The sequence below is a fragment of the Kiritimatiellia bacterium genome (genome assembly GCA_025054615.1).
In the GTDB taxonomy this organism is placed as follows: Bacteria; Verrucomicrobiota; Kiritimatiellia; order CAIVKH01; family CAIVKH01; genus JANWZO01.
Genome location: JANWZO010000002.1, coordinates 1 through 25,650, shown reverse-complemented (window position 1 = coordinate 25,650; position 25,650 = coordinate 1). Strand labels below are relative to the sequence as shown.

Annotated in this window: 20 protein-coding genes; 9 read left to right on the top strand and 11 right to left on the bottom strand. The window is 62.2% G+C overall.

The genetic code is table 11. The features are described 5' to 3' along the window. Positions 1-25 precede the first annotated feature (25 nt). Positions 26-1,261, bottom strand: a complete 1,236-nt coding sequence (locus tag NZ740_01025) for an LL-diaminopimelate aminotransferase (GenBank protein ID MCS6770591.1) — start codon at positions 1,259-1,261, stop codon at positions 26-28. 289 nt (positions 1,262-1,550) lie between these two features. Between NZ740_01025 and NZ740_01020 the strand changes: the two genes are divergently transcribed. Together NZ740_01020 and nifA are read left to right on the top strand one after the other, a co-directional pair. Beyond that, the gene (locus NZ740_01020) at positions 1,551-3,302 is read left to right on the top strand and encodes an NAD+ synthase (protein ID MCS6770590.1); all 1,752 of its coding nucleotides are present in this window, start codon (positions 1,551-1,553) and stop codon (positions 3,300-3,302) included. 27 nt (positions 3,303-3,329) lie between these two features. Beyond that, positions 3,330-4,883, top strand: a complete 1,554-nt coding sequence (nifA, locus tag NZ740_01015; GenBank protein MCS6770589.1) for a nif-specific transcriptional activator NifA — start codon at positions 3,330-3,332, stop codon at positions 4,881-4,883. A 12-nt stretch (positions 4,884-4,895) separates the two neighbouring features. Here the strand turns inward: nifA and NZ740_01010 are convergent, their stop codons facing one another. The 3 genes from NZ740_01010 to NZ740_01000 are packed head-to-tail and all read right to left on the bottom strand — an operon-like array spanning position 4,896 to position 8,652. Then, positions 4,896-5,786: a hypothetical protein gene (locus tag NZ740_01010; protein ID MCS6770588.1), complete on the bottom strand. Its 891-nt coding sequence runs from the start codon at positions 5,784-5,786 to the stop codon at positions 4,896-4,898. A gap of 25 nt (positions 5,787-5,811) precedes the next feature. Further along, positions 5,812-6,150, bottom strand: coding sequence for a 4a-hydroxytetrahydrobiopterin dehydratase (locus NZ740_01005; GenBank protein ID MCS6770587.1), 339 nt, complete (start codon positions 6,148-6,150; stop codon positions 5,812-5,814). A gap of 12 nt (positions 6,151-6,162) precedes the next feature. Next, the gene (locus tag NZ740_01000) at positions 6,163-8,652 is read right to left on the bottom strand and encodes a serine/threonine protein kinase (GenBank protein ID MCS6770586.1); all 2,490 of its coding nucleotides are present in this window, start codon (positions 8,650-8,652) and stop codon (positions 6,163-6,165) included. A gap of 144 nt (positions 8,653-8,796) precedes the next feature. On the opposite strand from NZ740_01000, the gene lgt reads away from it, so the two are divergent. The 4 genes from lgt to NZ740_00980 are packed head-to-tail and all read left to right on the top strand — an operon-like array spanning position 8,797 to position 11,795. Continuing rightward, complete coding sequence (gene lgt / locus NZ740_00995; protein MCS6770585.1) at positions 8,797-9,543, top strand: prolipoprotein diacylglyceryl transferase; 747 nt, start codon at positions 8,797-8,799, stop codon at positions 9,541-9,543. Positions 9,544-9,550: 7 nt separating this feature from the next. Beyond that, on the top strand, positions 9,551-10,510 hold the full coding sequence (locus tag NZ740_00990; protein MCS6770584.1) for an RluA family pseudouridine synthase: 960 nt from the start codon (positions 9,551-9,553) through the stop codon (positions 10,508-10,510). Then, positions 10,507-10,998, top strand: coding sequence for a cupin domain-containing protein (locus NZ740_00985; protein ID MCS6770583.1), 492 nt, complete (start codon positions 10,507-10,509; stop codon positions 10,996-10,998). Before NZ740_00990 ends, NZ740_00985 begins: the two co-directional genes overlap by 4 nt. Before the next feature lie 2 nt (positions 10,999-11,000). Next, positions 11,001-11,795 carry a uracil-DNA glycosylase gene (locus NZ740_00980; GenBank protein MCS6770582.1) on the top strand — a complete coding sequence of 265 codons (795 nt, stop codon included), beginning with the start codon at positions 11,001-11,003 and terminating at the stop codon, positions 11,793-11,795. Positions 11,796-11,804: 9 nt separating this feature from the next. On the opposite strand, the gene NZ740_00975 is transcribed toward NZ740_00980, so the two are convergent. The 6 genes from NZ740_00975 to NZ740_00950 form a co-directional block, all read right to left on the bottom strand. After that, positions 11,805-13,868, bottom strand: a complete 2,064-nt coding sequence (locus tag NZ740_00975; protein ID MCS6770581.1) for a cation:proton antiporter — start codon at positions 13,866-13,868, stop codon at positions 11,805-11,807. 102 nt (positions 13,869-13,970) lie between these two features. Then, positions 13,971-14,747, bottom strand: a complete 777-nt coding sequence (locus NZ740_00970; protein ID MCS6770580.1) for a succinate dehydrogenase/fumarate reductase iron-sulfur subunit — start codon at positions 14,745-14,747, stop codon at positions 13,971-13,973. 65 nt (positions 14,748-14,812) lie between these two features. Further along, on the bottom strand, positions 14,813-16,753 hold the full coding sequence (locus NZ740_00965) for a fumarate reductase/succinate dehydrogenase flavoprotein subunit (GenBank protein ID MCS6770579.1): 1,941 nt from the start codon (positions 16,751-16,753) through the stop codon (positions 14,813-14,815). 290 nt (positions 16,754-17,043) lie between these two features. Next, positions 17,044-17,628 (bottom strand): NAD(P)H-dependent oxidoreductase, encoded by a 585-nt coding sequence (locus NZ740_00960; protein MCS6770578.1) that lies wholly within the window; start codon positions 17,626-17,628, stop codon positions 17,044-17,046. 25 nt (positions 17,629-17,653) lie between these two features. Further along, entirely contained in the window at positions 17,654-18,046 is a 393-nt protein-coding gene (locus NZ740_00955) for a hypothetical protein (protein ID MCS6770577.1), read from the bottom strand. 61 nt (positions 18,047-18,107) lie between these two features. Further along, positions 18,108-19,778, bottom strand: coding sequence for a CHASE domain-containing protein (locus NZ740_00950; GenBank protein ID MCS6770576.1), 1,671 nt, complete (start codon positions 19,776-19,778; stop codon positions 18,108-18,110). Positions 19,779-20,012: 234 nt separating this feature from the next. Between NZ740_00950 and rpsA the strand changes: the two genes are divergently transcribed. From rpsA to NZ740_00935, 3 genes are all read left to right on the top strand, one after another. Then, on the top strand, positions 20,013-21,707 hold the full coding sequence (rpsA, locus tag NZ740_00945; protein ID MCS6770575.1) for a 30S ribosomal protein S1: 1,695 nt from the start codon (positions 20,013-20,015) through the stop codon (positions 21,705-21,707). 143 nt (positions 21,708-21,850) lie between these two features. After that, positions 21,851-23,029, top strand: coding sequence for a tyrosine--tRNA ligase (tyrS, locus tag NZ740_00940; protein MCS6770574.1), 1,179 nt, complete (start codon positions 21,851-21,853; stop codon positions 23,027-23,029). Between the two features lie 27 nt (positions 23,030-23,056). Beyond that, entirely contained in the window at positions 23,057-23,536 is a 480-nt protein-coding gene (locus NZ740_00935; GenBank protein ID MCS6770573.1) for an isoprenylcysteine carboxylmethyltransferase family protein, read from the top strand. A 54-nt stretch (positions 23,537-23,590) separates the two neighbouring features. Here NZ740_00935 and NZ740_00930 read toward each other — a convergent pair whose 3' ends face one another. Then, complete coding sequence (locus tag NZ740_00930; protein MCS6770572.1) at positions 23,591-25,135, bottom strand: hypothetical protein; 1,545 nt, start codon at positions 25,133-25,135, stop codon at positions 23,591-23,593. Between the last annotated feature and the right edge of the window lie 515 nt (positions 25,136-25,650).

The window sequence follows — 25,650 nt, the reverse complement described above, 5'->3', positions numbered from 1 at the left end:
ACCCGAATCGCGCGTAGCGCCGCAATCAAAACCCGCGCCGGTCGAATCGGAGTTCCGCCCGGCGCAATCGATCTTCCAGCTCGGCGAGTACGCGGTCCTCGTCCGCGCGGTCGCGCGCCTCAAACGTTGCGGAAAATCGCAGGTAGGCGCCTACATCGTCCCACGGGACTGTAGAGACCGACCATTCGCGAATGAGGTACTGCGAAGCATCTTCCGCGGAGGCGAAGCGCGTGTCGCCCGCCGCCACGGGTGCAGGCACATACAGGTAAAAGGTTCCTCCCGGCATCTCCGCTTCAAAACCAACCCGTCGAAGGACGTCGACGAGTTTTTCGAGGCGCCTCCGGTAATGTTCGCGGATCTGCTCCGACAGGGCGATGTCGGCGATGCCCGCGCAGGCCGCAATCTGTATGGCCTTGAACTGGCCTGAATCGCAGTTGTCCTTGACCTCCGCAAAGGCGCGGACGGCCCGCGCGTTGCCTGCGACGAACCCGAGTCGCCAGCCGGTCATGTTGTAGCTCTTGCTCATGGAGTGCAGCTCGAGCGCAACCTCCTTGCCGCCGGGCCGACCCAGAATGGAGAGCCGCTTGCCGTACACGAGCGTGGCGTAGGCCGCGTCCTGCACGATGAGCACGTTATAGCGCTGCGCGAATGCGATCAGCTCGTCGAAGAACGCCTCCGTCGCCGCCGCGCCGGTGGGATTGTTTGGATAGTTGACATAAAACAACTTTGCACGCGCGGCGACTGAGGGATCGATCGATCCAAGATCTGGGAAGAAGCTATTTTCCCTTTTCAGCGGGAGCTTGACGACCTCGCCGCCGAGATAGCGGGCGTGCGTAGCCATGACGGGGTAACCGGGCACGGTTTGAAAGACGACATCGCCGGGGTTCACGAAACACAGCGGAAGCATCGCCAGCGCGGCTTTCGAGCCGATGCTGTGATTGATTTCCGTATCGGGGTCGAGATCAGCCACGCCGAAAAACTTACGCATGTATTCGGCCGCGGCGACCTTGAATTCGCGGATGCCGTTGTCCGCATAGCCCCGGTTCGCGGGGTCGTCGACGGCTTGTTTGAGCGCCTCGCGAATGGCGGCGGGGGCCATCTGGTCCGGCTCGCCGACGCCGAAATCGAGGAGCTCGACATGCGGTCTCGCGGCGCGGGCCGCCGCTTTGGCGCGCTTGATCTTCTCAAACTTGTAAATCTCGTTCGTGGTTCCGAATCGGGCGCCGCCAATTCGTTCAGCAAACAGGCTTTGAATGTCCATAGAGTTCGTCCGTCTCGAAAATTGCGATCCGCCCGGGCGGGCCTCCCGGACGGTCGCGGCAAAGCCGCGGACCTATCGTTCCAAGAGACAAGCCGCTCCGTCCGTCCGTCCAATATGTAAATGTTCGCGGCATAGCCCAATCACGGATCACGGTCAAGCCTGGCATGGAGGAAGACCGGACAGTTAGGAATAACCTTGCCCCTGACAGGCCCACACCCGGTCTTACCCGCTAATGAGATTTGGTAGGCGTACGGTTGACCCGTCGACCGAAATAAGACATTTTTGTCTTGTGAATCAATTTCGTATCGCCCTAGCCCAAATCAATACAACAGTGGGCGCGCTGAGCGCGAATGCGAACAAAATTCTACGCACCGCGCGAATTGCCGCACAACACGGCGCGCAACTGATTGTTTTTCCGGAACTTGCGCTGAGCGGCTATCCGCCGGAAGACCTGGTCCTCAAACGCCAATTCCTGGAAGACACAGCGCGCGAGATTGAGCGGCTGGTCGCCGAGCTGCCGCCCGAGCCGCTCGTGGTGCTCGGTGCACCGCGTAAAGGGGCCGAGCGGGCCCGGAACAGTGCGTTTCTCTTTCAGGGAGGCGCGTTGCTGGGAATTTACGACAAGTTGTTGCTGCCGAACTACGGCGTGTTTGATGAACAGCGAATCTTCGAACCGGGCGATGCGCCGACCGTGGTGGTGGAGGCCTCGACGGGGTGGCGGGTGGGCCTTCACATTTGCGAGGATTCGTGGGTGGTTTCAGGCCCGGCGTGCCGGGAACTGGCCGGCCGGGTCCACGTGGTGGTCAACCTCTCGGGTTCGCCCTACCATCGGGGCAAGCTTCTCCTGCGCGAGCAGATTCTGCGCGCCGCGTCGGCTTCGGTTGGGGCGTCGCTGGCCTACTGTAACCTCGTGGGCGGGCAGGACGAGCTGGTTTTTGACGGAGCCAGCATGGTGGTGGACGAGGGCGGAGTCCGGGCGCGAGCGCGCCAGTTCGAGGAAGACATCCTATACGCTGACCTTGTCCCGGCCGCGGGTTCCATTGTCTGTAAAAATGGAGTGGAAGGGCTTCCATCGTCTGTAAAAACGGTATCCGTCGCACTGGGCAAAAGCGGGGACGGTGATTCGGCGCCGAACGGAATGCCCCGACTGGAGCCGACGATGGGCGATTTGGAAGAAGTGTATTCGGCCCTCGCGCTGGGCCTGCGGGATTATACGGACAAAAACGGCTTCCGCGAGGTGGTGCTCGGGCTTTCCGGCGGGATCGATTCGGCGTTGGTGGCGACAATCGCAGCGGATGCGCTTGGCCCGGAACGCGTGAATGCGGTGACGATGCCTTCTCGCTATTCGTCGCTCGGTACACGGCAAGATGCGCGGGAGGTCGCTTCAAACCTGGGCATCCGGCTCATCGAGCAGCCGATTGAACGACTCTTCCAGACCTTTCTCGAGGAGCTGACACCGTTGTGGCCCGGGCGGGCGCCGGACATCACCGAGGAGAACATTCAAGCCCGGATCCGCGGCATTATTGTGATGGCGCTTTCGAACAAATTCGGCTGGCTGGTCCTGACGACGGGAAACAAGAGCGAGCTGGCGACGGGTTACTGCACATTATACGGCGACATGGCAGGCGGTTTTGCATTAATCAAGGACGTTCCGAAGACGCTTGTCTTCGAGCTGGCGCGCTGGCGCAACGCGCGGGCTGGCCGGCCGCTCATTCCCGAGTCGATTCTCACGCGCCCGCCATCCGCGGAATTGCGGGAGAACCAGACCGACCAGGACACGCTGCCGCCCTACGACGTGCTCGACGGGATTATCGAACGATACGTCGAACGGGATCTGAGCGCGGATGCGATTGTTGCCGATGGGTTTGATCCGGACGTGGTCCGGCGCGTGATCCGGATGATCGACGCGAACGAGTACAAACGCCGGCAGGGTGCGCCCGGCGTGAAAATCACGCCCAAGGCCTTCGGCCGCGACCGGCGCTTGCCGATCACAAATCTGTACCGCGACCGAACCTCAGTCGTGGTGCCGACACCGTCCTGAGACTTTCGCAATGGAGGATACCCTGAGATGACTCCGCTTGAAAAACCTGCCTCGCTGTCGGACATCGGATCCGAGCGCGAGCTGCACCTGCTCTACCACATCAGTTGCCTGCTAGACGCCAGCCTCGACCTGCGGGAGATCGTGAGCCCCGTCCTCGAGGCGCTGGCGGAGTACATGGACATGAACTACGGGACGTTGACGCTGCTGAACCGGAAAACGGGCGACATTATGATCGAGGCGGCGCACGGCCTTTCGCCGCAGCAGGCGCGGCGGGGCCGGTACAAATTGGGCGAGGGCGTCACCGGGCAGGTGATCCTGACGGGCGAGCCGGCAATCATCCCGCGCAAGAGCGAATCGCCGCTGCTCCTCGACAAGACGCGCCGCGGAAAAAGCGCGGACACCTCGTTTATCTGCGTGCCGATCAAGGTCGGCCAGGAGGTCGTCGGAGCGCTGAGCGTAGATTGCCCGTACAAGCCGGAGGAGGAGCTGAAGGATTCGGCCCGGCTGTTGAGCATCATCGCGTCGCTGATCGCGCAGGCTGTCAAGCTGCGCCGCGCTGCCCAGGAGGAGCGCGACCGGCTGATGGAGGAGAACGAGCGTCTGCGCCAGGAGCTCAAGGAACGCTTCCGGCCGTCGAACATCATCGGCAACTCGCACGAGATGCAGCGAGTGTACGATCAGATCGCGCAGGTCTGCAAAAGTAATGCCACGGTGCTGATCCTCGGCGAGACGGGGACGGGCAAGGAGCTGGTGGCACAGGCCATTCACTACAATAGCGAGCGGGCCGACAAACCTTTCGTCAAAGCCCACTGCGCCGCGCTTCCGGAGAGCATCATCGAGAGCGAGCTCTTCGGGCACGTGAAGGGAGCGTTTACCGGTGCGATTAGCGACCGCAAGGGACGCTTCGAACTCGCCCATGGCGGGACGCTGTTCCTAGATGAGGTTGGCGATATTCCGATGTCGATTCAGATCAAGCTGCTGCGCGTGCTGCAGGAGCGCGAATTTGAGCGGGTCGGCGACACCAAGACGATCAAGGTAAATGTTCGATTGATTGCCGCGACAAACCGGAATCTCGAGGAGATGGTGGCGCAGGGCAAATTCCGCGAGGACCTGTATTACCGCCTGAACGTCTTCCCGATCTATGTGCCGCCGCTCCGCAAGCGCAAGGCGGACATCGTGCTACTCGCCGACCATTTCCTGCAGCGGTATGCGAACGAGCAGGGCAAGAATGTCCGACGCCTCTCCAGCGCAGTGATCGACATGTTGATGAGCTACCACTGGCCGGGAAACGTCCGCGAGCTGGAGAACTGCATCGAGCGCGCCGTCCTGGTGGCCGAGGGCGACGTGATCCACCCCTATCACCTGCCGCCGACGCTGCAGACCGCGGAGGCCACCGGCTCGCCAGTAACGGGCAGCCTCAAGGAACGCGTGGAGACTTTCGAGAGGGATCTGATTGTCGACGCGCTGAAATCAACGCGCGGCAACATGGCCGCAGCCGCGCGGCTGTTGCAGACGACCCAGCGGATTTTCGGCTACAAGGTCCACAAATACGGAATCGACCCCAAGAAGTACGCCGGCTAGACCGTCCGAGCGTCAGAGCTTGTTGGCGCTGAAGGTCCCGGAGTAAACGACCGTTCCTGCGGCCGAGGTTGCGCTGCCGCTGATTTGACCAACGATCGTGCCGTTGGCCCACGTGCCGTTGTATACGATGGAGCCGCCCGGAACGTTGGCGGTGAACGTGAACCGATTATTGACCAAGGGGCTGGTGAGCGACTGGCCGGGCCGAATGGTGTCGCTGAACACGACATTTCGGGAATCAATCAGCAACGAATACGGATCCGTCTGACAGGTTGTCGGGGCGGACGGCGGCGTGGAGCACAACACGACCGTACCCGCATAGGATCCGGGCGCGTTGGTGGACGGGTCGCCGCCGCCGTCGCCATCATCTCCACTGCGGGAAATCAGGTATGCCCCGCCAAGGACGACGGCCGCGCCACCCGCGATCAGCGCGGGCGTGCGCCAGCTCGGGCTTTTGTCCGCTTCGGAAACTGGAATCTCTGGGGCCGGACCGGCCGGCGCGGGCGCTGGTGGCGGGACGATCGATGCGGTCCGATCCGACGGCCGCGGTTCGCGAATCTTGACCGTGTACCACTCCGTCTCGGCGACCTGCCCATCGGCGTCCTGGGCCTCGATGTAATAGGAGACGGATTCAACGCCGGTGAGAAGATTCGCCTCGATCGCGCCGACGAAATAGCCAAGCCCTGAACTTTTCATCGCCACGCGGAATGGCGCGGCATCCTTGAACAACTGATAATAAAGGGTCACGGTATGCGGCTCGCGGCCACCCTCCACCTTCGCGCGCAGCGTGAGCGGCTGGCCGCGCACCGCAAAGGGCACAGGCTCATGCGTCAGGCTGATCGAAAACGCCGGCCCCGCAGCCAAAAGCGCCACAGCCGCGTACACCATCCATGGTTTGCAGGTCATCCCAACCCCCTTTTTCCGGCTCTGATCAAGTCCCGGCTTGCCAAAGGGCATTGATCTTCGCCGCACAAATAAAGTCATTCTCCGACAGCCCGCCGATGGCGTGCGTCGTGTAGCGAATGGTGCAAAATTTGTATCCGAAGGCAATCTCCGGATGATGGTCTTCCGTCAGTGCAATCCAAACAACGGCGTTGACGAAGGCTACCGTGCGGGCGTAGCCCTTGAATGAGAATTCACGGACGATCGAATTACCGTCGACGCGCCAACCCGGAACTCGGGCCAGCAGCTCCTCAATTTGAGAAGGGGTAAGCGGCGACACACCCCCCTCGCAGGGTGCGCAGCGCCGGGAAGACAAATCGCCATCCATGGTTGGACTCCCTCAGTTGGCCGGAGGCGCGGAGCCGGGCAGCAAACGGTGCGCGGCGGACGCGATTGGCGGGTGGGTTTCAAGCGCCTGTTGGAACAACGCCGACGCGGGTTCATAGGCGCCGAAATAGGCGCTGGCGATCGCCAGCGAGAGATACAGGTCTGCCTTCTCTTCGGCGGAACGCGGCACTGAATCTGCGAGATGTCGGCCGAGCAGAACGAACAGCCGCGGGCTGACCTGCTCCCACGGACGCAAGATCGTGCCGCGGCCCGGCACCGCGACGCGGAGCCCGAGGGCCGTTGCACCAACCGCCTCTCCGCCCAGCTCGCGGTCGGGCCGGTTGTATGGCGCGTCGCGCAGTTCGCGGCCGAGGATGTCGCGAAGTTGCTGAAGCCGCTCGGCATGTTCGAGAATGATTCCCGCCTGCGCCTTCCCCTCCTCCGTCTGCATTCGTCCGGCGAGGTCGCGCGCCGCATTTGCGACGCGGCGGAAATCCTTCTGTTGCATGATGAGCGGCGTCTGTTCCGCCAGCCACGCGTCGATGGCATCGAAATCCTTTTGGATGACCGAGAGACGCTCGCGTTCGCGCCTTGCCTCAAGTTCGGCGCGCATCTCCTCCTCCTTGGCGGCAATGCGCTCCTCCGCGCGCTTGGCCGGACCCCGCATAAAGGCGGGCGCCGAGGCGAGGTATGCCTGCAGCGCCGCGCGGGCGCCATCGATGTCCCCGGCGCCTGCGCGGGATAGCGTATCCCGTTCCACCTGCTTCCAGCCCTTCAAGGTCTCGAGCCATCGCTGGGCAGCAGGCCGCATGGCATACGCCCAGGCGGGGTCGATCCGATTTGTGCTCGTGTAGGCGTCGAACGCCAAAATGGCCTGATCGACATTGCCCGTGTAAGCCAATTTGATGCCGTTCAGGAAACCTGCGACGTCACTAAACCAGGCCGGCCATTCTTTTCGCTCCTGCTTGAACCGATCCTCTCCCAAATCGCCGATCAAATATTGAGCGATCTGCTGGGGCATGTACACCGGATGCCCGCGACGCTGGGTCAACGGCAATGCCGCGACCTGTCGCAACAGGTCCTCCGCCTGAGAGGTCTGCCCTTGCGCCCACAACGGGACCGCTTGCAGAACGCGCAGCCACATCATTCTGGCGCTGTTGGCGGGAACATTCGTCGCGATGCGGCCCAAGTCCTCGAAGGTTTTTGCCGGATTGTCCGCAAGCGCTTCGCAGGCTCGAACAATTTCAGTCTCGATTTCGCCCGTGAATACGGTAACTCCGATCCGCACCCGCCCGCTTTCGGTTTTGGTGACTTCCACTCCCTCGGACTCGTCCTGTTCCTGACTCTGCGCCCGAGCCGGCTGATTCGTGGCGGCCTGCTTGCGCTGTTCGGCCGCGGCCCGCGCAATTTTTTCGGCTTCCCGCGCAGCCCGCGTGCTGTGCCGAATGAAAAGAATCGCGGCCAGGAGCAGAATCAGCGCGGCCGCTCCGAGAACGATAAGATGGCTGCGGTCAATTTTCTTGTTGCGACTGACGATGGAGGTGGGACTGCGCGCCGCGCGCGCGGAAGCCAGTGCGCTCCGCATGTCGGCCAGGAGTGAGGCGCAGGTGGGATAACGGTTGACAGGGTCGGCGGCCATCATGCGCTCAATCAGAGCCGCGGTCTGCGGCTGGACAGAGGGCGCGAGCTCGCGGAGGTTCGGCGGCGGCCGCTTCAGTCTTGCCACCACCACATCCGCCGCAGTCTTTCCGTCAAACGGAGGTCGGCCGGCAAGGGCGTGAAACATCGTTGCGCCCAGGCTGTATATGTCCGATCGGTGGTCCGCCTTGCCGCCACGGGCGCGTTCGGGGGCGATGTAATAGGGAGTGCCCCAGATGCCGCCCATCTCCTGCTGGCGGTTTACAAACATCGCAAGGCCGAAGTCGACGATCCGAGCCCGGCCGGATTTGTCGAACAGGATGTTGGCGGGTTTGATATCGCCGTGCACCAGCCCCACCTCATTTGCGGCCTTCAACCCTTCAGCGACATCCAACGAAATTTCCAGCAGACGGACCTCGTCCACCTTCTTGCCGCCCTCCATGAGCTGGTCGAGTCGTCCGCCGCCGACCAGCTCCATCACGATGTAGGGCTGGCCTTGTTCCTGACCGCATGAATAGATTTGGACGATGTTGGGATGGTTCAGCGCGGCAGCCGCGCGGGCCTCTCGCAAAAAACTTTCGACAAGCGCCGGGTCATCTCCCATCTCGGCCTTCATGACCTTGATGGCAACGAACCGGCCGAGCGTCGGATCCATCGCCCGGTAGACTGCACCCATCCCGCCGCTGCCCAGGCGCTCGACGAGCAGAAATGTACCGAACCGCGCGGGCACCGTCTGCTCCGTGCCACAGGACGGGCAAACCATTTGCGAAAAGGGATCCAGCTCGGAAACGTCGAGGGCCGTTCCACACTTGCCGCAGGCGAGTCGGTCAAGTTTTGTCCAGCGGATGCCGTCTTGGGCAAACATAGCTCTCTACTTTTACACAATATGTGCCGCATTCCAAGCGCTCCGACAAGTTGACTGGTGCCCAATCGCGGACGCCACGCCGCAAGATATTTTGGCGCTGGACCCGCACTTGCGCGCCGTCGGGCCGGCATGTATGAAAGCGGCATGATTGATCCCGTGGCTTTCACGATTTTTGGGCGCCCCATTTACTGGTATGGCATCTGCGTCGCGCTCGGGTTTCTGGCCGCCTTGGCTTTTTGGAACAGCGCCGTACGCCGGATCGGCCTGCCCACGGGCTTGGGGTCCGACCTCGCGATGGTGACCATGATCGCCGGCATTCTCGGGGCCCGCGCAATGTACGTGGCGGCAAACTGGAACTATTTTTCGGAAAACCTGGCTGCAATCCCGCGCATTGACCAGGGTGGTCTGATTTTCTACGGCGGATTTCTGGCCGCTTCAGCCGCCGTCGCAGTGATGGCCCGCGTTCGCGCTATACCGCTGTGGAAGCTCGGCGATTTCACTGTATCGGCCCTGCCGCTCGGGCATGCAATCGGACGTATGGGATGCCTTTTGAATGGCTGTTGTTACGGAAAACCGACAGACCTGCCGTGGGCCGTATTCACCGCCGGCGAGTGGCGCCATCCTGTTCAGGGCTATGAGGCGGCGTTCAATTTGGCGCTGTTTTTTGTGTGCCGTCGAATGCTGCTCCGGCAGGCGCCGCCCGGAAGCGTGACGGCCGCCTATCTAACCGCCTATGGACTCTGGCGGTTTGCCATCGAATTTTTGCGCGGAGACCCCCGCATGGAGGCGTGGGCCGGATTGAATGCCGCGCAGGCGCTCAGCCTCGTCCTCGTCGTGCTAGGCGGTCTGCTCGGCGGATTCGTTTTTTTCCGCTCACGTCCGCGCCCCTGATCCCCCCATGGAGCGGGGCTCTATCGTCTGCGGAGAACAGGATGTCGGCCGGCTGGATTCCGTCCTCGCCCGGGCGCGGCCAGAACTTTCCCGCGCCCGCTGGCAGGAGGAAATCAAGGCAGACAGGGTCACCGTCAACGGCCGGCCCGGCCGATGCAAAATGCCGGTCAAACCCGGAGACATCATCGAATGGACACGGCCGCCGCCGGAGCCGACCGGCCTTGAGCCTGAACCGATTCCACTATCCGTAATCTATGAAGATGAGGATTTGATCGCCATCGACAAGCCGCCAGGTCTCGTGGTGCACCCTGCGCCCGGACACCCGGCGGGCACGCTGGTCAACGCCCTGCTCCATCATTGTCCAAATTTACCGGGCATTGGAGGAGAACTTCGCCCGGGGCTTGTGCATAGGCTGGACCGCGATACGAGCGGGGTCATGGTGGTCGCGAAGAATGATGGCGCCATGGTTTCACTCGCCCGACAATTCAAGGATCGCCGTACTCGGAAGGAATATCTCGCTCTCGTCTGGGGACGGCCGCGCGACCTCGCCGGAACCATCCATACGCGCATCGCTCGCAGCGAGCACGACCGCAAAAAAATGGCTGCCTATCCCCTCGAGCCGGCGTCGGGTGAACTCAAAGGCAAGGAGGCTTTGAGCCGGTATGAGGTCCTCGAGACGATAGGGCCTGTCTCCCTGGTGCGCGTGCGAATCGAAACCGGCCGTACCCATCAGATTCGCGTTCATATGTCGCACATCCGGCACCCCGTCGTGGGCGACCCCGTCTACGGCGGTTCCCGCCGCGAGATCGCCGCGCCGCGCCAAATGCTTCATGCCGAACGGCTCGAGTTGATCCACCCGCGGACCGGCACCCCACTCGTCCTGGTGGCGCCGATTCCGGCTGATTTCCAGGAGCTGATTTCGCAGTTGAAACAGCGCGAGAATCCAGGCACATCCTCGCGGGCATGACCGCGCAAGACCTTATCGGCATGTTGCAATTGGTTCCGCATCCCGAGGGCGGCTGGTATCGCGAGGTCTACAGGAGTTCCGAGCTGATCCCGGCCGACGCGTTACCCCTGCGATATGGAGCGCCGCGCGCGTTTGCCACGTCGATTTACTTTCTTCTCGAGGCCGGTCAATTCTCCGCCTTTCATCGCCTCCGCAGTGACGAGCTCTGGTTCCATCTCGCCGGCGGGGACCTGGACGTCCACTGCCTCACTCCGAACGGTGCGCTGGAGACCCTGCGCCTCGGTCCGGGCTCCCTGCGGTGGCAGGCGGTTGTACAGCAAGGAACGTGGTTCGCGGCGCTCGCGGCCAACGATGCAGCCTTTTCACTGGCGGCCTGCGTTGTCGCGCCCGGTTTCGACTTCGCCGATTTCGAACTGGCGGATCGAGCGCAGCTCGCCGCTCAATTTCCGCATCACGCATCGCTGATTGAGCGGCTCACCCGGAGCTGACCATGGGACTGAACGAGGCCCTCGCCGCGCTGCGCGCGCACCTGGAGCACCTTCGAGAACTTGGCGTCCGCGAAGTCGACGCAAGCCCCGAACGCCTAGCCGCGCTGAAGAGTCTGGTGCGCAACGCCACGGCGACCGCCCCTACCCGCGCGACGACTCGCATCGATTCGCTGCCCGGGCTGGACCCTCCGCAGCCCTCCATCGGTCCGGCGACGGAATCGCTGGAGGCGATTGCCTCGGAAATCGCAGCGTGCAAAAAGTGCCGCCTCTGCGAGGCGCGCACGCGGGTCGTGCCGGGACAAGGTCGGCTGCAGCCGGACATCCTTTTTGTGGGCGAGGGCCCGGGCGAGGAAGAAGACCGCCAAGGGCTTGCATTCGTCGGGCGGGCCGGACAGTTGCTAACACGGATGATCGAGGCGATGGGCTACACGCGCGACGACGTCTTCATCGGCAACATCGTCAAATGCCGGCCGCCGGGAAACCGGACGCCACTGCCCGATGAAATGGCGGCCTGCCTGCCGTTCCTTGAACGCCAGATCGCGGTGATCCGACCGAAACTGATCGTGGCGCTCGGCAGCACGGCGCTCAAGGGACTCTTCGGCGACGCGAGCCTCTCAATCAGCCGGGTGCGGGGAACGTGGATGGACTACCGCGGGATCCCGGTGATGCCGACTTACCACCCCGCGTATTTGTTGAGGAATCCGGACGCCAAACGCGAGGTGTGGGAGGATTTGAAGGCGGTTTTGCAACGGCTTGGCCGCCCTCTTCCGCGCCAATCTCGACGCGGCGCCGAGTAGGCGCGCTCATCAGGGCAAGTCGCCGCGCTCGAGCAGATCTCGAGCCCGCTTGATTTGGACGGAGCTTCCCAGCAGCAGAACGCTGTCGTCTTTGAACAGTTCAAGGTCCGGATCTGGATTTACCATCGTTTTGCCAGCCCTCTCGACCGCCACGATGCTTGCCCCCGTCAGGGACCGGAGCTGCAGTTCCCGGATGAGGCGGCCGACCGCGGCATGGCGGGCCGAGAGCACAACCGCTTCCATTTTCGCCTCACGCAATGCCGCGGGCAGAGGGGCCGGTTCATCCGGCTCCGGCGGCGGCTGGGACCATGTTTCCACCAGCACGCCCTTCGCGCGGGTATACCATGCGTTTAGGGCCGGACCGCGCAGGACTGCAAGGGCCAGGACGGCCGCCAACAAGACGAGGGACACATACAGAGGCGGCAGCAACGCGAGGCTCACCAGGACGGTCATGACGCCAAGCCCCAGCACTTGAACCACCCAGAGCGCATTGGACAGGAACGATCGCAACGCGGGCGAACGCGAACCGGCAAATCCCGCCAGCGCCAGCTCGCTCAACATCATTCCCATCGCCTGCATCTTGCGAACGGTCGCCACGTACAACGGCAGCGCTGCAAGCGCCGCCACTAGCCACGCGACGGTTTTTGCGCCGCCCGTCCACGGCGGCAACCAACCAAACGGCGCATCGAACCATCGCACCGCAACCGCTGCCACGATGAAACAGGCGGCGATCAACGCCACGTTGAGGGCAATCTGCCACAACAGCCCTCGGATCATGCGAAACGCGGTCGCACGAGTGTTCTCGCTCTGCAGGCGGCCGACCCATCCGCTATACAGGCGGACCATCGTCCGGACCGGTCCGGGGATCCTCGACGCCAGCCAGTCCGCGAGCCGATCGGAGGAGGCCGTTAGGTACGGTCGAATCAGGGCATTGAGCGACGCCACCGCGACAATGACTGGATAGACATGCGGCCCGATTGCATTCAGCGACATGCCCAGCGTGGCCAAGATGAATGCGAATTCGCCGATTTGCGCCATACCGGTCCCCACGCGGACCGCGGTGCGGCCGTCGTAGCCGGCCATCAGGGCGCCCAACGAACACGCCGCAATTTTCGCGATGAGGTAGATCGCCGTCAGCGCCAGGACGATTCCGATGTTGTCCCGGACAAAGGCCGGGTTGATCATCATGCCGATCGCGACGAAGAACACGGCGGAGAACATGTCTCGTAGCGGCTCGGTCAGTCGGAGGACCCGCCCGAGCTCACGGGATTCCGCAACCATCGCGCCGGCCATGAAGGCGCCGAGGGCCGGGCTGTATCCCATCCGCACAGTCAGCAGCGAGGCGCCCAGGCAGAGGCCCAACACCGTCACCAACAGCGTTTCATCGTTGCCGAGCCGGCCGACGAGGCGGAGGGCGCGGGGAACGAGGATCAATCCGGCGACAGTGGCCGCCACGAGGAAAATCACCAGCCGTAGCAGCGCCACCGTGGCCTGTCCCGCAGGCAAATGACCCGACGCCGCGAACCCGGGCAGCAGGATCATCGCGAAGATCACAAAGATGTCGTCGAAAAGGCTGACTCCGGAAATCAATTCGCCGTGTTTGCTTTTCAGCTCGCCTGAGTCTCGAAGACTTTTCACGACGATTGTCGTGGAGGTGAGCGCCAGCATCACGCCAAGGAACACGCTTTCCATCGGCGTCCAGCCGAACACCGAACCGAGGGCATAGCCGACGGCGATCATCAGCATAATTTCGATGCTGGCCGTCACAAAAGCGGCGGGGCCCACGGCGCGCAGCTTCCGCAGATTGAATTCGAGTCCGAGCGAGAACATCAAAAAGACGACGCCGATATCCGCCAGCGTCCGGATCGCCGACTCATCGCGGACGAGGGGAAAGGGCGGGGTATACGGCCCGATGAGAAAACCCGCCAGCAGATACCCGAGCACGACGGGCTGCCGCAGCCAGCGAAACAGCAGCGTGACGACGCCCGCTACGAGCATCACCACGGCAAGATCTTGTAAAAACGAGGCTCCGAACACGCGCCCTCCGCCTGAATGCAGCGCATTCCATACCATCCCGCTACCGGATCGCCAGCCAAACCGATCGACGAACAGAGATCTCGAAGCGCCGGACCGGCGCCAAAGATAACGGGTCAGTTGGTTATGCGTGCCGCCGGCCTATCCGCCGGCGCCAGCGACTTCGGCTCGCTCTTCGTAAACGAGCTGGGCCCGCATGTACTCGCGCCGCATCCGTGCGATGTTTTCAATCGAGATCCCCTTTGGGCAGGCCGCCTCACACTCGGCGTGGTTCGAGCAGTTGCCGAAGCCCTCCCGGTCCATCTGATCCACCATTCGCAGGACACGCCGCTCGCGCTCCGGTTGCCCCTGCGGAAGCAGCGCAAACTGGGTGATTTTGGCGCTGACGAACAGCGAGGCGGACGCGTTCGGACACGCGGCGACGCATGCGCCGCAGCCGATGCAGGCTGCGGAGTCCATGGCCTTTTCGGCAACGTCTTTCGGAACGAGGACCGAATTGGCATCCGGCGCAGAGCCAGTGTTGACGGAAATATATCCGCCGGCCGCCATGATGCGGTCGAAGGCGGAGCGGTCGACGACAAGGTCCTTGATGATCGGAAACGGCTTGGCCCGAAACGGTTCAATCGTGATCGTGGCGCCGTCTTCAAAATGGCGCATACGCAATTCACAGGTGGTGCACTTCAGCCGCGGCCCGTGCGCCATGCCGTTGACGACCAGGCCGCAGGTGCCGCAGATGCCCTCTCGGCAGTCGCTGTCGAACGCGATCGGATCTTCTCCCCGTTTGGCGAGCGTTTCATTCAGCGCGTCGAGCATCTCCAATAGGGACATTTCCGGCAGGATACCGTCCACGGAATATGTTTTGAATTCGCCCTTCGCGTTCGGGCCCGCTTGTCTCCAAACCTTGACGTTGAATTTCATGCGTTTACGGCATCGGGGTGGCCGGGCCGAAGTGCAGACCTCGGCCGCCGCCGAAAAACCGCCTCCTATTTGTAACTTCTCTGCGCCAGGTGCACGTAATCAAACTCCAGCGGCTCCTTGTGCAACACCGGCTCGGACGGATTGCCCGTCCATTGCCATGCCGCCACATAGCAAAAGTTTTTGTCGTCGCGGAGCGCCTCGCCGTCCGGCGTCTGATATTCCTCCCGAAAATGCCCGCCGCACGACTCGTTGCGATGGAGGGCGTCGATGGCCATTAGCTCGCCCAGTTCGAGATAGTCGGCGACCCGACCGGCAAATTCCAGGTTTTTGTTGAATTCGGCTTCGGAACCACCGACGTAAACATTTTTCCAAAAATCCTCGCGCAGCGCGCGGATGTCGCGGATCGCGCCCTCCAGCCCCTTCGCGTTGCGCGACATCCCAACCTGGTCCCACATGATTCGGCCCAGTTCCCAGTGGTACTCCCGAACAGTCTTTTTGCCTCGCGCGCTGGCGAACCTCCGCGTCTGCTCGGCCACGGCTTTCGCCGCCTCCTTGAACGCGGGGTGCTCCACCGTGACTTTGTCCTTCAGCACGCCGCTGTCCGCAAGGTAGTGGCCGAGGGTATAAGGAATGATGAAGTACCCATCGGCGAGCCCCTGCATCAGCGCACTGGCGCCGAGCCGGTTCGCGCCATGATCGGAGAAATTCGCCTCACCCAGCACGTGAAGCCCGGGGATCGTGCTCATCAGGTTGTAATCCACCCAGAGTCCGCCCATGGTGTAGTGGGGGGCGGGATAGATGCGCATCGGGGTTTCGTAGGGCGACTCGCCGGTGATTTCATGATACATGTCGAACAAATTTCCGTAGCGCTCCCGAACGACGTCGCGGCCGAGTCGGCGGATCGCGTCGCTGAAGTCCAGGTAGACAGCATATCCCGTATTCCCAACGCCGTAGCCCGCGTCGCACATGCGTTTGGCGGCGCGGGACGCAATATCGCGCGGCACAAGATTGCCGAAGGCCGGATACATGCGCTCAAGGAAGTAGTCGCGCTCCTCCTCCGGAATCTGGCTCGGCGGGCGCTTGTCGCCCTTGTTCTTGGGCACCCAGACGCGCCCGTCATTTCGCAGGGACTCGCTCATCAGCGTCAGTTTCGACTGCGATTCACCCGAAAGCGGGATGCACGTGGGATGAATCTGCGTGAAGCAGGGGTTGGCAAAAAACGCCCCGCGCTTGTGGCAGCGCCAGACCGCGGTCGCGTTGGAGTTCACTGCATTGGTCGACAGGAAGAAGACCGTCGAATAACCGCCTGTCGCCAGCAGCACCGCATCGGCCGCATAAGGTTCGATTGCGCCAGTCACCAAATTGCGGCAGATGATCCCGCGCGCACGGCCGTCGATGACGACCAGGTCGAGCATCTCGCGGCGGGGAAAGAGCTTCACCCGGCCGGCATCCACCTGCCGCATCAAGGCGCTGTAGCAGCCCAGGAGAAGTTGCTGGCCGGTCTGGCCGCGCGCGTAAAACGTGCGAGACACCTGGGCGCCGCCAAAGGATCGGTTCGCGAGGGTCCCGCCATATTCGCGAGCGAAAGGCACGCCCTGCGCGGCGCATTGATCAATGATGTTCGTCGACAGCTCCGCGAGCCGATACACATTCGCCTCGCGCGCGCGGAAATCGCCCCCCTTGATCGTGTCATAAAACAGCCGCCAGACGCTGTCGCCGTCATTCTGATAATTCTTGGCGGCATTAATCCCCCCCTGCGCGGCAACGCTGTGCGCGCGGCGCGGCGTGTCCTGAATGCAGAACGAAAGAACGTTGTATCCAAGCTCAGCGAGCGAGGCGGCTGCCGATCCGCCAGCAAGGCCGGTCCCGACAACGATGATCGTGTACTTGCGTTTGTTCGCCGGGCTGACGAGCTTGATGCTGGACTTGTGCGCGGTCCACTTGTGCTCAATCGGTCCGTCGGGAACCTTCGCATTCAATATCGTTTCTTCAGCAACGTGAATCATGGCTCGCTCCGCGGAGGGCGGGGCGGCGGACAACCTCACTGCGATCCGCCCTGCGCGCTACGCCTTCTATCCCAAATTTTTTCCATCGTATGCAAAAAATTTTTTTGAGACTTCCATGATATGGAATTTCCAGCCAATGGACAAAATGTCAATAGGCGCGGGATGTGCGGTGCAAAGGCGCGTACGGCATCTAGCGCTGGGAACCAGCGGGCAGAGGTGCTGTACGTCTTCGTCAGGCCACGGGATATCGGCTACCGGACTACATTTGAAGCGCGGAGCGCATCCGCGATTCAGGGGCTCCACCGGGCGACCGCTCGCGCCAGCGAGGCGCCTAGCGATCGGGCGCGAACGTCAAGCGCTTCTTCCGCTAGTCGGCCATCTGGAGCAAAGGCGTATCCTGCGTTTGGCACGATAACCTGGTCCGGCAAGACCGTCAGGCCAAGACCCGCAAGCAACATGCGCAATGAAATCAACCCGCGTACGCCTCCGAAAGCTCCGGGAGATGCGGATCCGATCACGGCTAGCTTCCCGGCAAACACGGCGTTCGACGGCTCGCCGGGTGCATCGGCGCGCGAGACCCAGTCGATCATGTTTTTCAACACGCCGGAAAAGCTGCCGTTGTATTCCGGCGACGCGATGATGAACCCGTGGCTCTCTCGAAAGATCGCTTTCAATCGGCGAGCCTCCGGCGGCAGACCGGATGCAGCCTGAATGTCTGCGTCGTAGAGCGGAAGCGGATAATCGCGCAGACGGATCACATTGACCGATGCGCCCGCCTCCCGGGCGCCCTCCGCCATTCTGAGCGCCAGTTTATGGTTCAACGAGTCAGCGCGGATTGATCCGCTGAACGCAACAAGTTGAATTGGGGTCGGCATGGTCTGCTCTCCAATCTTCTCCCGGTCAGGCGGCCCGGTCGGCAATCAGGGCAGCGACACCGCGACGGTGAACCCATATCAAAAACGCAGCAGCGACGGTGGACAGCACGACGGGGGGTTCGAAGAGACCGCCCCGCGCGATGAAAATGTGATAGGCGACTATATTTACGATGATCGGTGTGAGCAGAAGCAAACCGATCGGGCGCGTTCTCGGAAAGGCAACCAGAATGCCCCCGGCAATTTCGAGAATCTTCACGAACGCAAGAAACCCGCTGCTGTAGAGGGCGCCCATGAACATGGCGGCGGGCGATCCCTCCGGAGGCGGAGGGATCGGGATGAAGCGCAGGAAATAGTTGAGCCCAAATACCACGAAGATGAAACCCAAGAGGGCACCGGCCACATTGGCTACTGTTTTCATAAATCTCCTTCCGCGAGATTAGTCGAACTTAGGACCAAATGCCTTACAGGCTGGAGGAGGATCAATGGCCAGGCGGTGCGCGGAACTCTACACGGACGATGGTCCTGCCCGGCTCGGAGCGGATCTCGAAGCGGCCGCCGGCCCGGGCGGCGCGATGCCGCATGATCCGCAACCCTGCTCCGTCCGATTGCGCGGCCGGGTCGAATCCGCGGCCATTGTCCTCGATGCGAAGCGCTTGTTCCGTCAGATCGATCCGTACATCCGTTGCGCCGCCGTGCTTGACCGCATTGCTCACGGCTTCCTGGGCAATGTGATAGAGGTGGATCGCCGCCTCGCGGCTCAGGCCCGGCGGTGCGCCGCGATCGTCAAAAGAACATGCAATATTGAAGACCTCGCACGTCTCCTCGGCAAGCCGCCGCAGGGCCGGCGCAAGGCCCTCCTCGCCGACTTCGAGCGGGGCCAGGCCGCGTGCCATCCGGCGCACCTGGGCGATGGACTCCTTCAGCAGATCAATGAGCTTCTCAAGCAACTCGGCGCGCTCGGCCTCGCCTGCAGCGCCCACCGCCCGCGCGAGAAATACGGCGCCCGTCAATTTTTGGCCGAGCGAGTCGTGGAGGTCCTGCCCGATCCGCTGTTGCTCACGGAGAGTCGCCGTCTGCAGGGCTTCCTGCAGCCGCGCGCGCTCGTCCATCTCGGCGGCCAGGAGCCGGTTGGCCTCGAGCAATTCCCGCGTGCGTTCGGAGACGGTCCGCTCGATGGCGCGCGCGCGCTCCGCCAGGATGCCCAGCGCAGCGGCGAGAAGAACCGTAATGACCGTCCCGGCCGCGGCGATGAGCGTTGCGGAGCCGGCGCCCCGGAGGGTGCGGTAGTCTTCGCCGACCTCGCAGCGAAGCATCCACTCCTGGTCGGCCACGGCCACCGGCAATTCTGCAATCCATCGCGCCTCGGGCGAGCGCGGCGGGACACCAAACTGGGGGTCGAAAAAGGTGATCTGCATCTGGCGGATGCCCGCCTGCTGAAGGGCCCGCTCGAGAACCGCCTGGGGCCACAGAGCGGCCACCGTAAAGCCGCGAAGCTCGCCCTCCGCACGAATGGGCGCCAGCACGAAAAATCCGGCCGGCTGGCCGGGCTGGAACGAGGGGGCAAGCGCCCCAAGCGCCGAGCCCCCGCCGGAACGGATTCGCTCCAAGGCGGCGGACTGTCCGGGCAGCGACGCCATGTCGAAACCCAAGGGGAGACCCAGCCCAAGTTCCGGCGCCTGGTAGGTAAGCGGAAAATACTCAGAACGGTCGCCCGCGGGCCGGATGCCGTTCGGCGTCCATTCAGTGAATGGCAGCGGTGCGGAGTCCTCGCCGCGATATTCCGCAGCCGCGCGCAACTCGCGGGGGATGCGTTGCGCGAAGCCGAACGCGCCCAATACGGATTTTTGGTGGAGGAGTCCTTTCCCGACGAATTCCGCAAAGGCCTCGTCGCTGACGGCCTCGGACAGGGTATGTAGTTCGCCGAGCGAGGCGAGCACGCTGACAAACAAACCGATCTCGCGCTCCAGGGCACGAACAAGGGTCCGGACCTCGAGCTGGAATTCCGCCTCCAGTCGGGCCTGCTCGCGCTCGGTGCTCTCGCGCGACGCCCAAAAAGTCAGCCCGAGCCCGGCGAGGGTCGTCAGTGCGACGAGCGCCCAGAGGGTGCGCGAAGGGGCGGATCTGGACGAGGAACCCATGGGCGACACCATGCCGACACCCCCCGATGCTGTCGAGCGAGATCCCTGCCGGCGTTCCGGCAAACCCGACGCATTCCACTTGCACTTGGCATGCCGCACTTTGTAATTTGCTGGCTTTTCGCCGGGAACCGCGCCCGTTGCGCGTCCGGTGAAAAACGCGTCGCTCCGCGTGGAGGGCGCGCGCAACTAACTAGGAGAGAATTCGTGGCAAAAAAGACGAAACCGAACCCCGGCAGCCGTGACGACATGGCTGCGAAATACGAGGAAACCCTCCGGAATTTCAGCGAGGGCGCCATCGTGACCGGGCGCGTCGTGGACGTGCGACCGGACGAGGTCATTGTTGACATCGGCTACAAATCCGAAGGGACGCTTCCGATTACCGAGTTCCGGTCGCCCGACGAACTCAAACCCGGGGACGCGATTGAAGTTTTGCTCGAAAAACTTGAAGACGAGGAGGGCAAGGTTGTCCTCAGCAAACGGAAGGCCGAGAACCAGCGCAACTGGGATCGGGTGCTCACCAACTACATGGAAGGTTCGACCATCCGGGGCGTGGTCAAAAGCCGCATCAAGGGCGGATACATGGTCGATGTCGGCGTGGACGCCTTCCTGCCCGGGTCGCAACTAGATCTGACGCCGGTCAAGAATCCGGATGATCTCATCGGCCGGGACTTTGAATTCAAAATCACGAAAATCAACCGCGATCGCCGCAACATCGTGGTTTCGCGCCGCGAATTGCTCGAGGAACGTCGCCGGGAGGCGAAGAAGACGCTGCTGGACGAAATTCAGATCGGCCAGGTCCGCCGCGGCGTCGTCAAGAACATTACCGAATTTGGGGCGTTCATCGACCTGAACGGCCTCGACGGTCTGTTGCACATTACCGACCTGAGCTGGGGTCGCGTCAATCACCCGTCGGAAGTGGTCCAGGTGGGCCAGGAACTCGATGTGATGGTCCTGGATGTCGACCGCGAGAAAGAGCGGATTTCGCTCGGACTCAAGCAGATTACTCGCAACCCTTGGGAAGACATCGAGGCGAAATATCCCGTCGGCACCCGCGTCCGCGGCAAGGTGGTCAATTTGGTGCCCTACGGCGCATTTGTCGAGCTGGAGGAGGGCGTCGAGGGCATGGTGCACGTTTCCGAAATTTCGTGGACCAAACGCGTCACCAAAGCCTCGGACGTCCTCTCGGTGGGTCAGGAAGTGGAGGCCGTCGTCCTCAATGTGAATCGCGACGAACAGAAGATTTCGCTCGGCATCCGCCAGACGGAGGAAAATCCGTGGACACGGGCGCACGAGCGTTATCCAATCGGTTCCCGTGTCAAAGGCGTGGTTCGGAACTTCACGTCATATGGCGCCTTCGTGGAGCTCGAGCCCGGAATAGACGGGATGATCCACGTGACCGACATGTCGTGGACACGCAAGATCAATCACCCGTCGGAAATCCTCAAAAAGGGCGATGAGGTGGAGGCGGTGGTGCTGGAGGTCGACGCCGCGAACCAGCGGATCGGACTGGGTCTCAAGCAGGCGCAACCGGATCCGTGGACGGGGATCTCGCAGCGCTACAAGGTCGGCCAGCGCGTCCGCGGCAAGGTTTCTAAACTCGCCTCGTTCGGTGCCTTCGTCGAGATCGAAGAGGGCATCGATGGCCTCGTTCACATCAGCCAGATCAGCGAGGAGCGTGTACAGCGGGTGAAAGATGCGCTTCAACCCGGCCAGGAAGTGGAGGCCCGCGTCATCAAAATCGACCCGGTGGAACGTCGTATCGGCCTCAGCATCAAGGCAGCCAAACTGCCCGATGAGCAGTTTGTGGTCGACGATTCAATGCTAGAGGGGCTCCGGCCCGGTGAGGATCTTGTCGACCTTGCAGGCGCATTCGACGAGGCCTTTGGCGCAGCCGCGCAGACAGAAGAGTGGCATCCGGGCCAAAAGAAAAAGGAGAATTGACCGCAGAACGCCGCGGCGCGCCGGCTTTTCCTGCTGGCGCGTCCGGCGCAGCGCGGACCGCCACGCTCACCCTCCGGTGATACAATGCTGCGGTCCGTAGTGGATTTCGTCTTCGATCAGATTATTGCCCGTCGGGTCCGTCTGTGAAATGTTCTGCCGATATGAAGGACCTCGACCACCTCGCTTCCCGATGTGTCGACCTGATATCCCGGGATGAATTCGCATCCCGGCTGCGCGAAGCTCGGCCCCTCCGAATCAAATACGGCGCGGACCCTTCGGCGCCGGACCTCCATCTGGGCCACGTGGTCGGGCTCAACAAGCTTCGCGAATTTCAGGAGGCGGGACACACCGTGGTGTTCATCATCGGGGATTTCACGGCAATGATCGGCGACCCTTCGGGCCGCTCTCAAACGCGAAAGCCACTGACTCGCGAACAGGTGCTCGCGAACGCCGAGACGTACCAGCGGCAGGTGTTCAGAATCCTCGACCCGGCGCGCACGGAAATTCGCTTCAATTCCGAATGGCTTGCCCCGATGAGGTTTGAAGACGTGGTCCGGCTCGCTGCCCGGGTGACGGTGGCCCAGATGCTTGCGCGGGACGATTTTGCCCGCCGCCATGCCGAAAACGCGCCGATTTCGCTTGTCGAATTCATCTACCCCCTCATCCAGGCCTATGACTCGGTTGTGGTACGCGCCGACCTCGAACTCGGCGGCACGGACCAACTGTTCAACCTGCTTCTGGGTCGCGAACTTCAGAAGGAGTTCGGTCAGCCCCCCCAGGTGGTGATGACGCTGCCCCTGCTCGAAGGGTTGGATGGTGTACAAAAAATGAGCAAGAGCCTGGGCAACTACATCGGCGTCACGGACCCGCCGAAAGAGATGTTCGGCAAGGTCATGTCGATCAGCGACGAGCTGATGTGGCGCTATTATGAGCTGGTCCTCTGCGCAACGCCCGACGAGCTGGCAGCAGCTCGGGCCCTGCATCCGAGAGAGGCCAAAGACCGCCTCGCCCAAGCGATCGTCGCGAGATTTTATGGTCCCGAGGCCGCTGCCGAAGCTTCAGCCGAATTCGCGCGCGTGTTCTCACAAAGCGAATTGCCGAATGAAGTCCCAGAATTTCGAATCGCGGAGCGCGAACTGGGCATTGCGCAACTGTTGGTGCGCTGCGGGCTGGCCTCGAGTAACAGCGAGGCGCGCCGTCTCGTGGAGCAGGGCGCGGTCCGCATCGACGACCAACGCATCTCCGACCCCCGCATGGTTGTTACCATTCGCCCGGGCATGGTCATCCGATCGGGAAAACGCGGCTTTGCGAAAATCGCATAGGCCCGGTCGATCGAGTTTGAAAAAGGGATGCGAGGGAACCGATCTGAAATCAGCCCACAATCGGTATCCAGAACCGCCCCGCTCTCCGCATGCTTCGTGGTGGTGGCGCAAGGGGTCCTCGCCGCGGCGATATTCGCAACGTGCCATTGGCCGCCAGGTCCGCTGGCTTGGGTGTTCGCAGTTTGTGGCGCGCTGCTGGGCGGATGGGCCCTTGCCGAAATGCGGCAATCGGTCATTCGCGTGCTTCCGGATGTGCATCCGAACGCGAGGCTGATTACGTCAGGTCCCTATCGCTGGATTCGCCATCCGATGTATGCGGCTCTCCTTCTGCTCTGCGCCGGCGCATGGCTCACCGATCCCTCATGGCTTCGACTCGCTATGATTATCTCTCTGGGGTTCGTTCTTCTGGCGAAGATACGCATCGAAGAACGCTCCCTCGAAGCCCGATTCCCGGCATACCGGGACTACGCCCGCTGCACGAAGCGTATGATTCCGGGCATCTGGTGATGCCCTGGCGGGCTGGTCCTTCGCCGCAGCGATCGAGATGTCATCCGATTGAATTTACACACGGGATTTGCCGCTCATTCCCGCCTCCCACGCTTTCCATGACTCGCCAAGGTCGGCTCGCCGCTGAACAGATTCTTCAGCAAGGGAAGGCGACCGAATTTCCCACAGGGCGACTTCGCCAGGCGCGAGCTTCACGTGAAGCACGCCGCCGTCCGCGGCCGGATTCACCGCCGCGGTGTAAGGTTCCGCACACCGCCGCAGATAGCGTTCCTCGGCTGGCAGAAGGTTCTCCGGTTTGCCCATCTCAATCCACGCCTCATAGGCGCTCCCCTGTTTGGCGCGAATGACTTCCAGCGTCGCTGACCGCGCGCTGGCATACTCGGGCGGCAATTCGATCCGCGCGGTCCAAGGCTCCGGCAAGGGCGCCGAAAAATCGAGGACGGCGTGCCAGGCGATGACCCGTAGCGTGTCGCCCTCGAGGGCCGCCATTACGCCTGCGCCCGGCGGCGCGCCAGCTATTCCGGAGAGCACGCGTCGTCCGGTAAGCCGTCGCAGGAATCGGAACGCATTCATCGATGCCTTCGGGATTCCGTGGATGGTCATCATGCCGTAGGTGCAGGAAAATGGGGCAGAGGGGATCGGCCCTTCTTCGAAGATGTCGCTCGCGACCCACCATGTGAGGGCGTCGCATGCATCATCAAGAGCCAGGCAATTTCGGACAATGAGCGCGGCTGCGTGTAAGTTATCGACGTAGACGTTGTCGCCCCACGTCACGGATGCGGCGTCCGCGGCGGATTGTGTGTTCCATTCCGTCCAATAGATCGGCAGGTCTGGCCGCGAGGATGCGGCCACCTCCCGTTGAACACCCCGGACGATGTCGATGAAAAATTCTCCTGCCGCATGGGGACTGGATGAGCGGTCGGGATACTCAACGAATTCGTCTTGCGGGTAGAGGTGCGTGGACACGAAATCCAGGGGGATTTTGCGTGCCGTACAGTACTCGATCAGATCCGAAATCCAACGCGCCTTGGATGTAGCCGGTCCACCGACGCGAAGCCCCGAATCCACCCGGTGCAGCGCCAGGGCCGATTCTTCGTACAATCGGAAGTAATCCTCTTTGGATCCCGACCAGAAGGCTTCGAGATTTGGCTCGTTCCAGACCTCAAAAAGCCACTCGCGAACCTCGCAAATTCCATATCGGTCGATGAGGTGGCGCGCAAACGATTCCACCAGTTGCCCCCATTCCGACCAATCGCGCGGTGGTGTGACGTTCATCTTGTAGTAGAACATCGTCCGGGAGCCGGACGCGAGGGCGGAGGGCATCGGATTGAGCTCGACTAGCGGGCGGAGCTCGATCGAGAGAAGAAAGTCGTAAATCTTGTCGACATGATGCCAATGGAAGCGGAGTGAACCATCGGGCCGCCGAGTGACGACCTTCATGTCGTCGTGGAAGACGGCATGAAAACGGCAGTATTTGTAGCCCATCTCACGCTGCAGCGCAGCGAGATGCTCACGCAAGTCGGCGCGCATTAGGTCGTAGGCGCGACCCACCGCGATGCACATTCGCCAAGGGTGTCGAAACGAATCAGAAAGAGACATGAGAGGCATAGAGCCAACTGCGAGGATTTACATCAATCCGCAATTTCTCCGAGCTCGCCGACCCTCTGCGCCGCTTTCGATAGCGATGACCGCCGACCAGGATCGTTCTGCAAACGGGTCGCGCAAGACAGTACCAGCGATCACGGCCTTCCGAGAAAGCCGCAGCGGCCTTTCTCACGGAAGGCCGACTCACCATGGTTGGCGTTATTTGGGCGAGAGGCGCTATGCTGAGGGACTCTAAATCCGCCCCCACCGAGGGGAGCCAACATCGCGCCCACTTCACAAATTTCGGTCGGCGTGGAAGCCGAACTTCCGCAGAGAGAGCTTGTTGGAGGACTCGGTTCCACCCGCGCCAATCTTAGAGGACGCCGCTCCACCATTGGCGTTCAGAATTGGATTTGTGGACGCCGTGGAAAGCGTTCCTCCGTGGACGGCGATTTCATAACCCCTCTGTGGGCGGCAAAATTTCGCCAGCTGAAGAGGATTAACCTAGTCCGCGGATGAAAATGATCTGG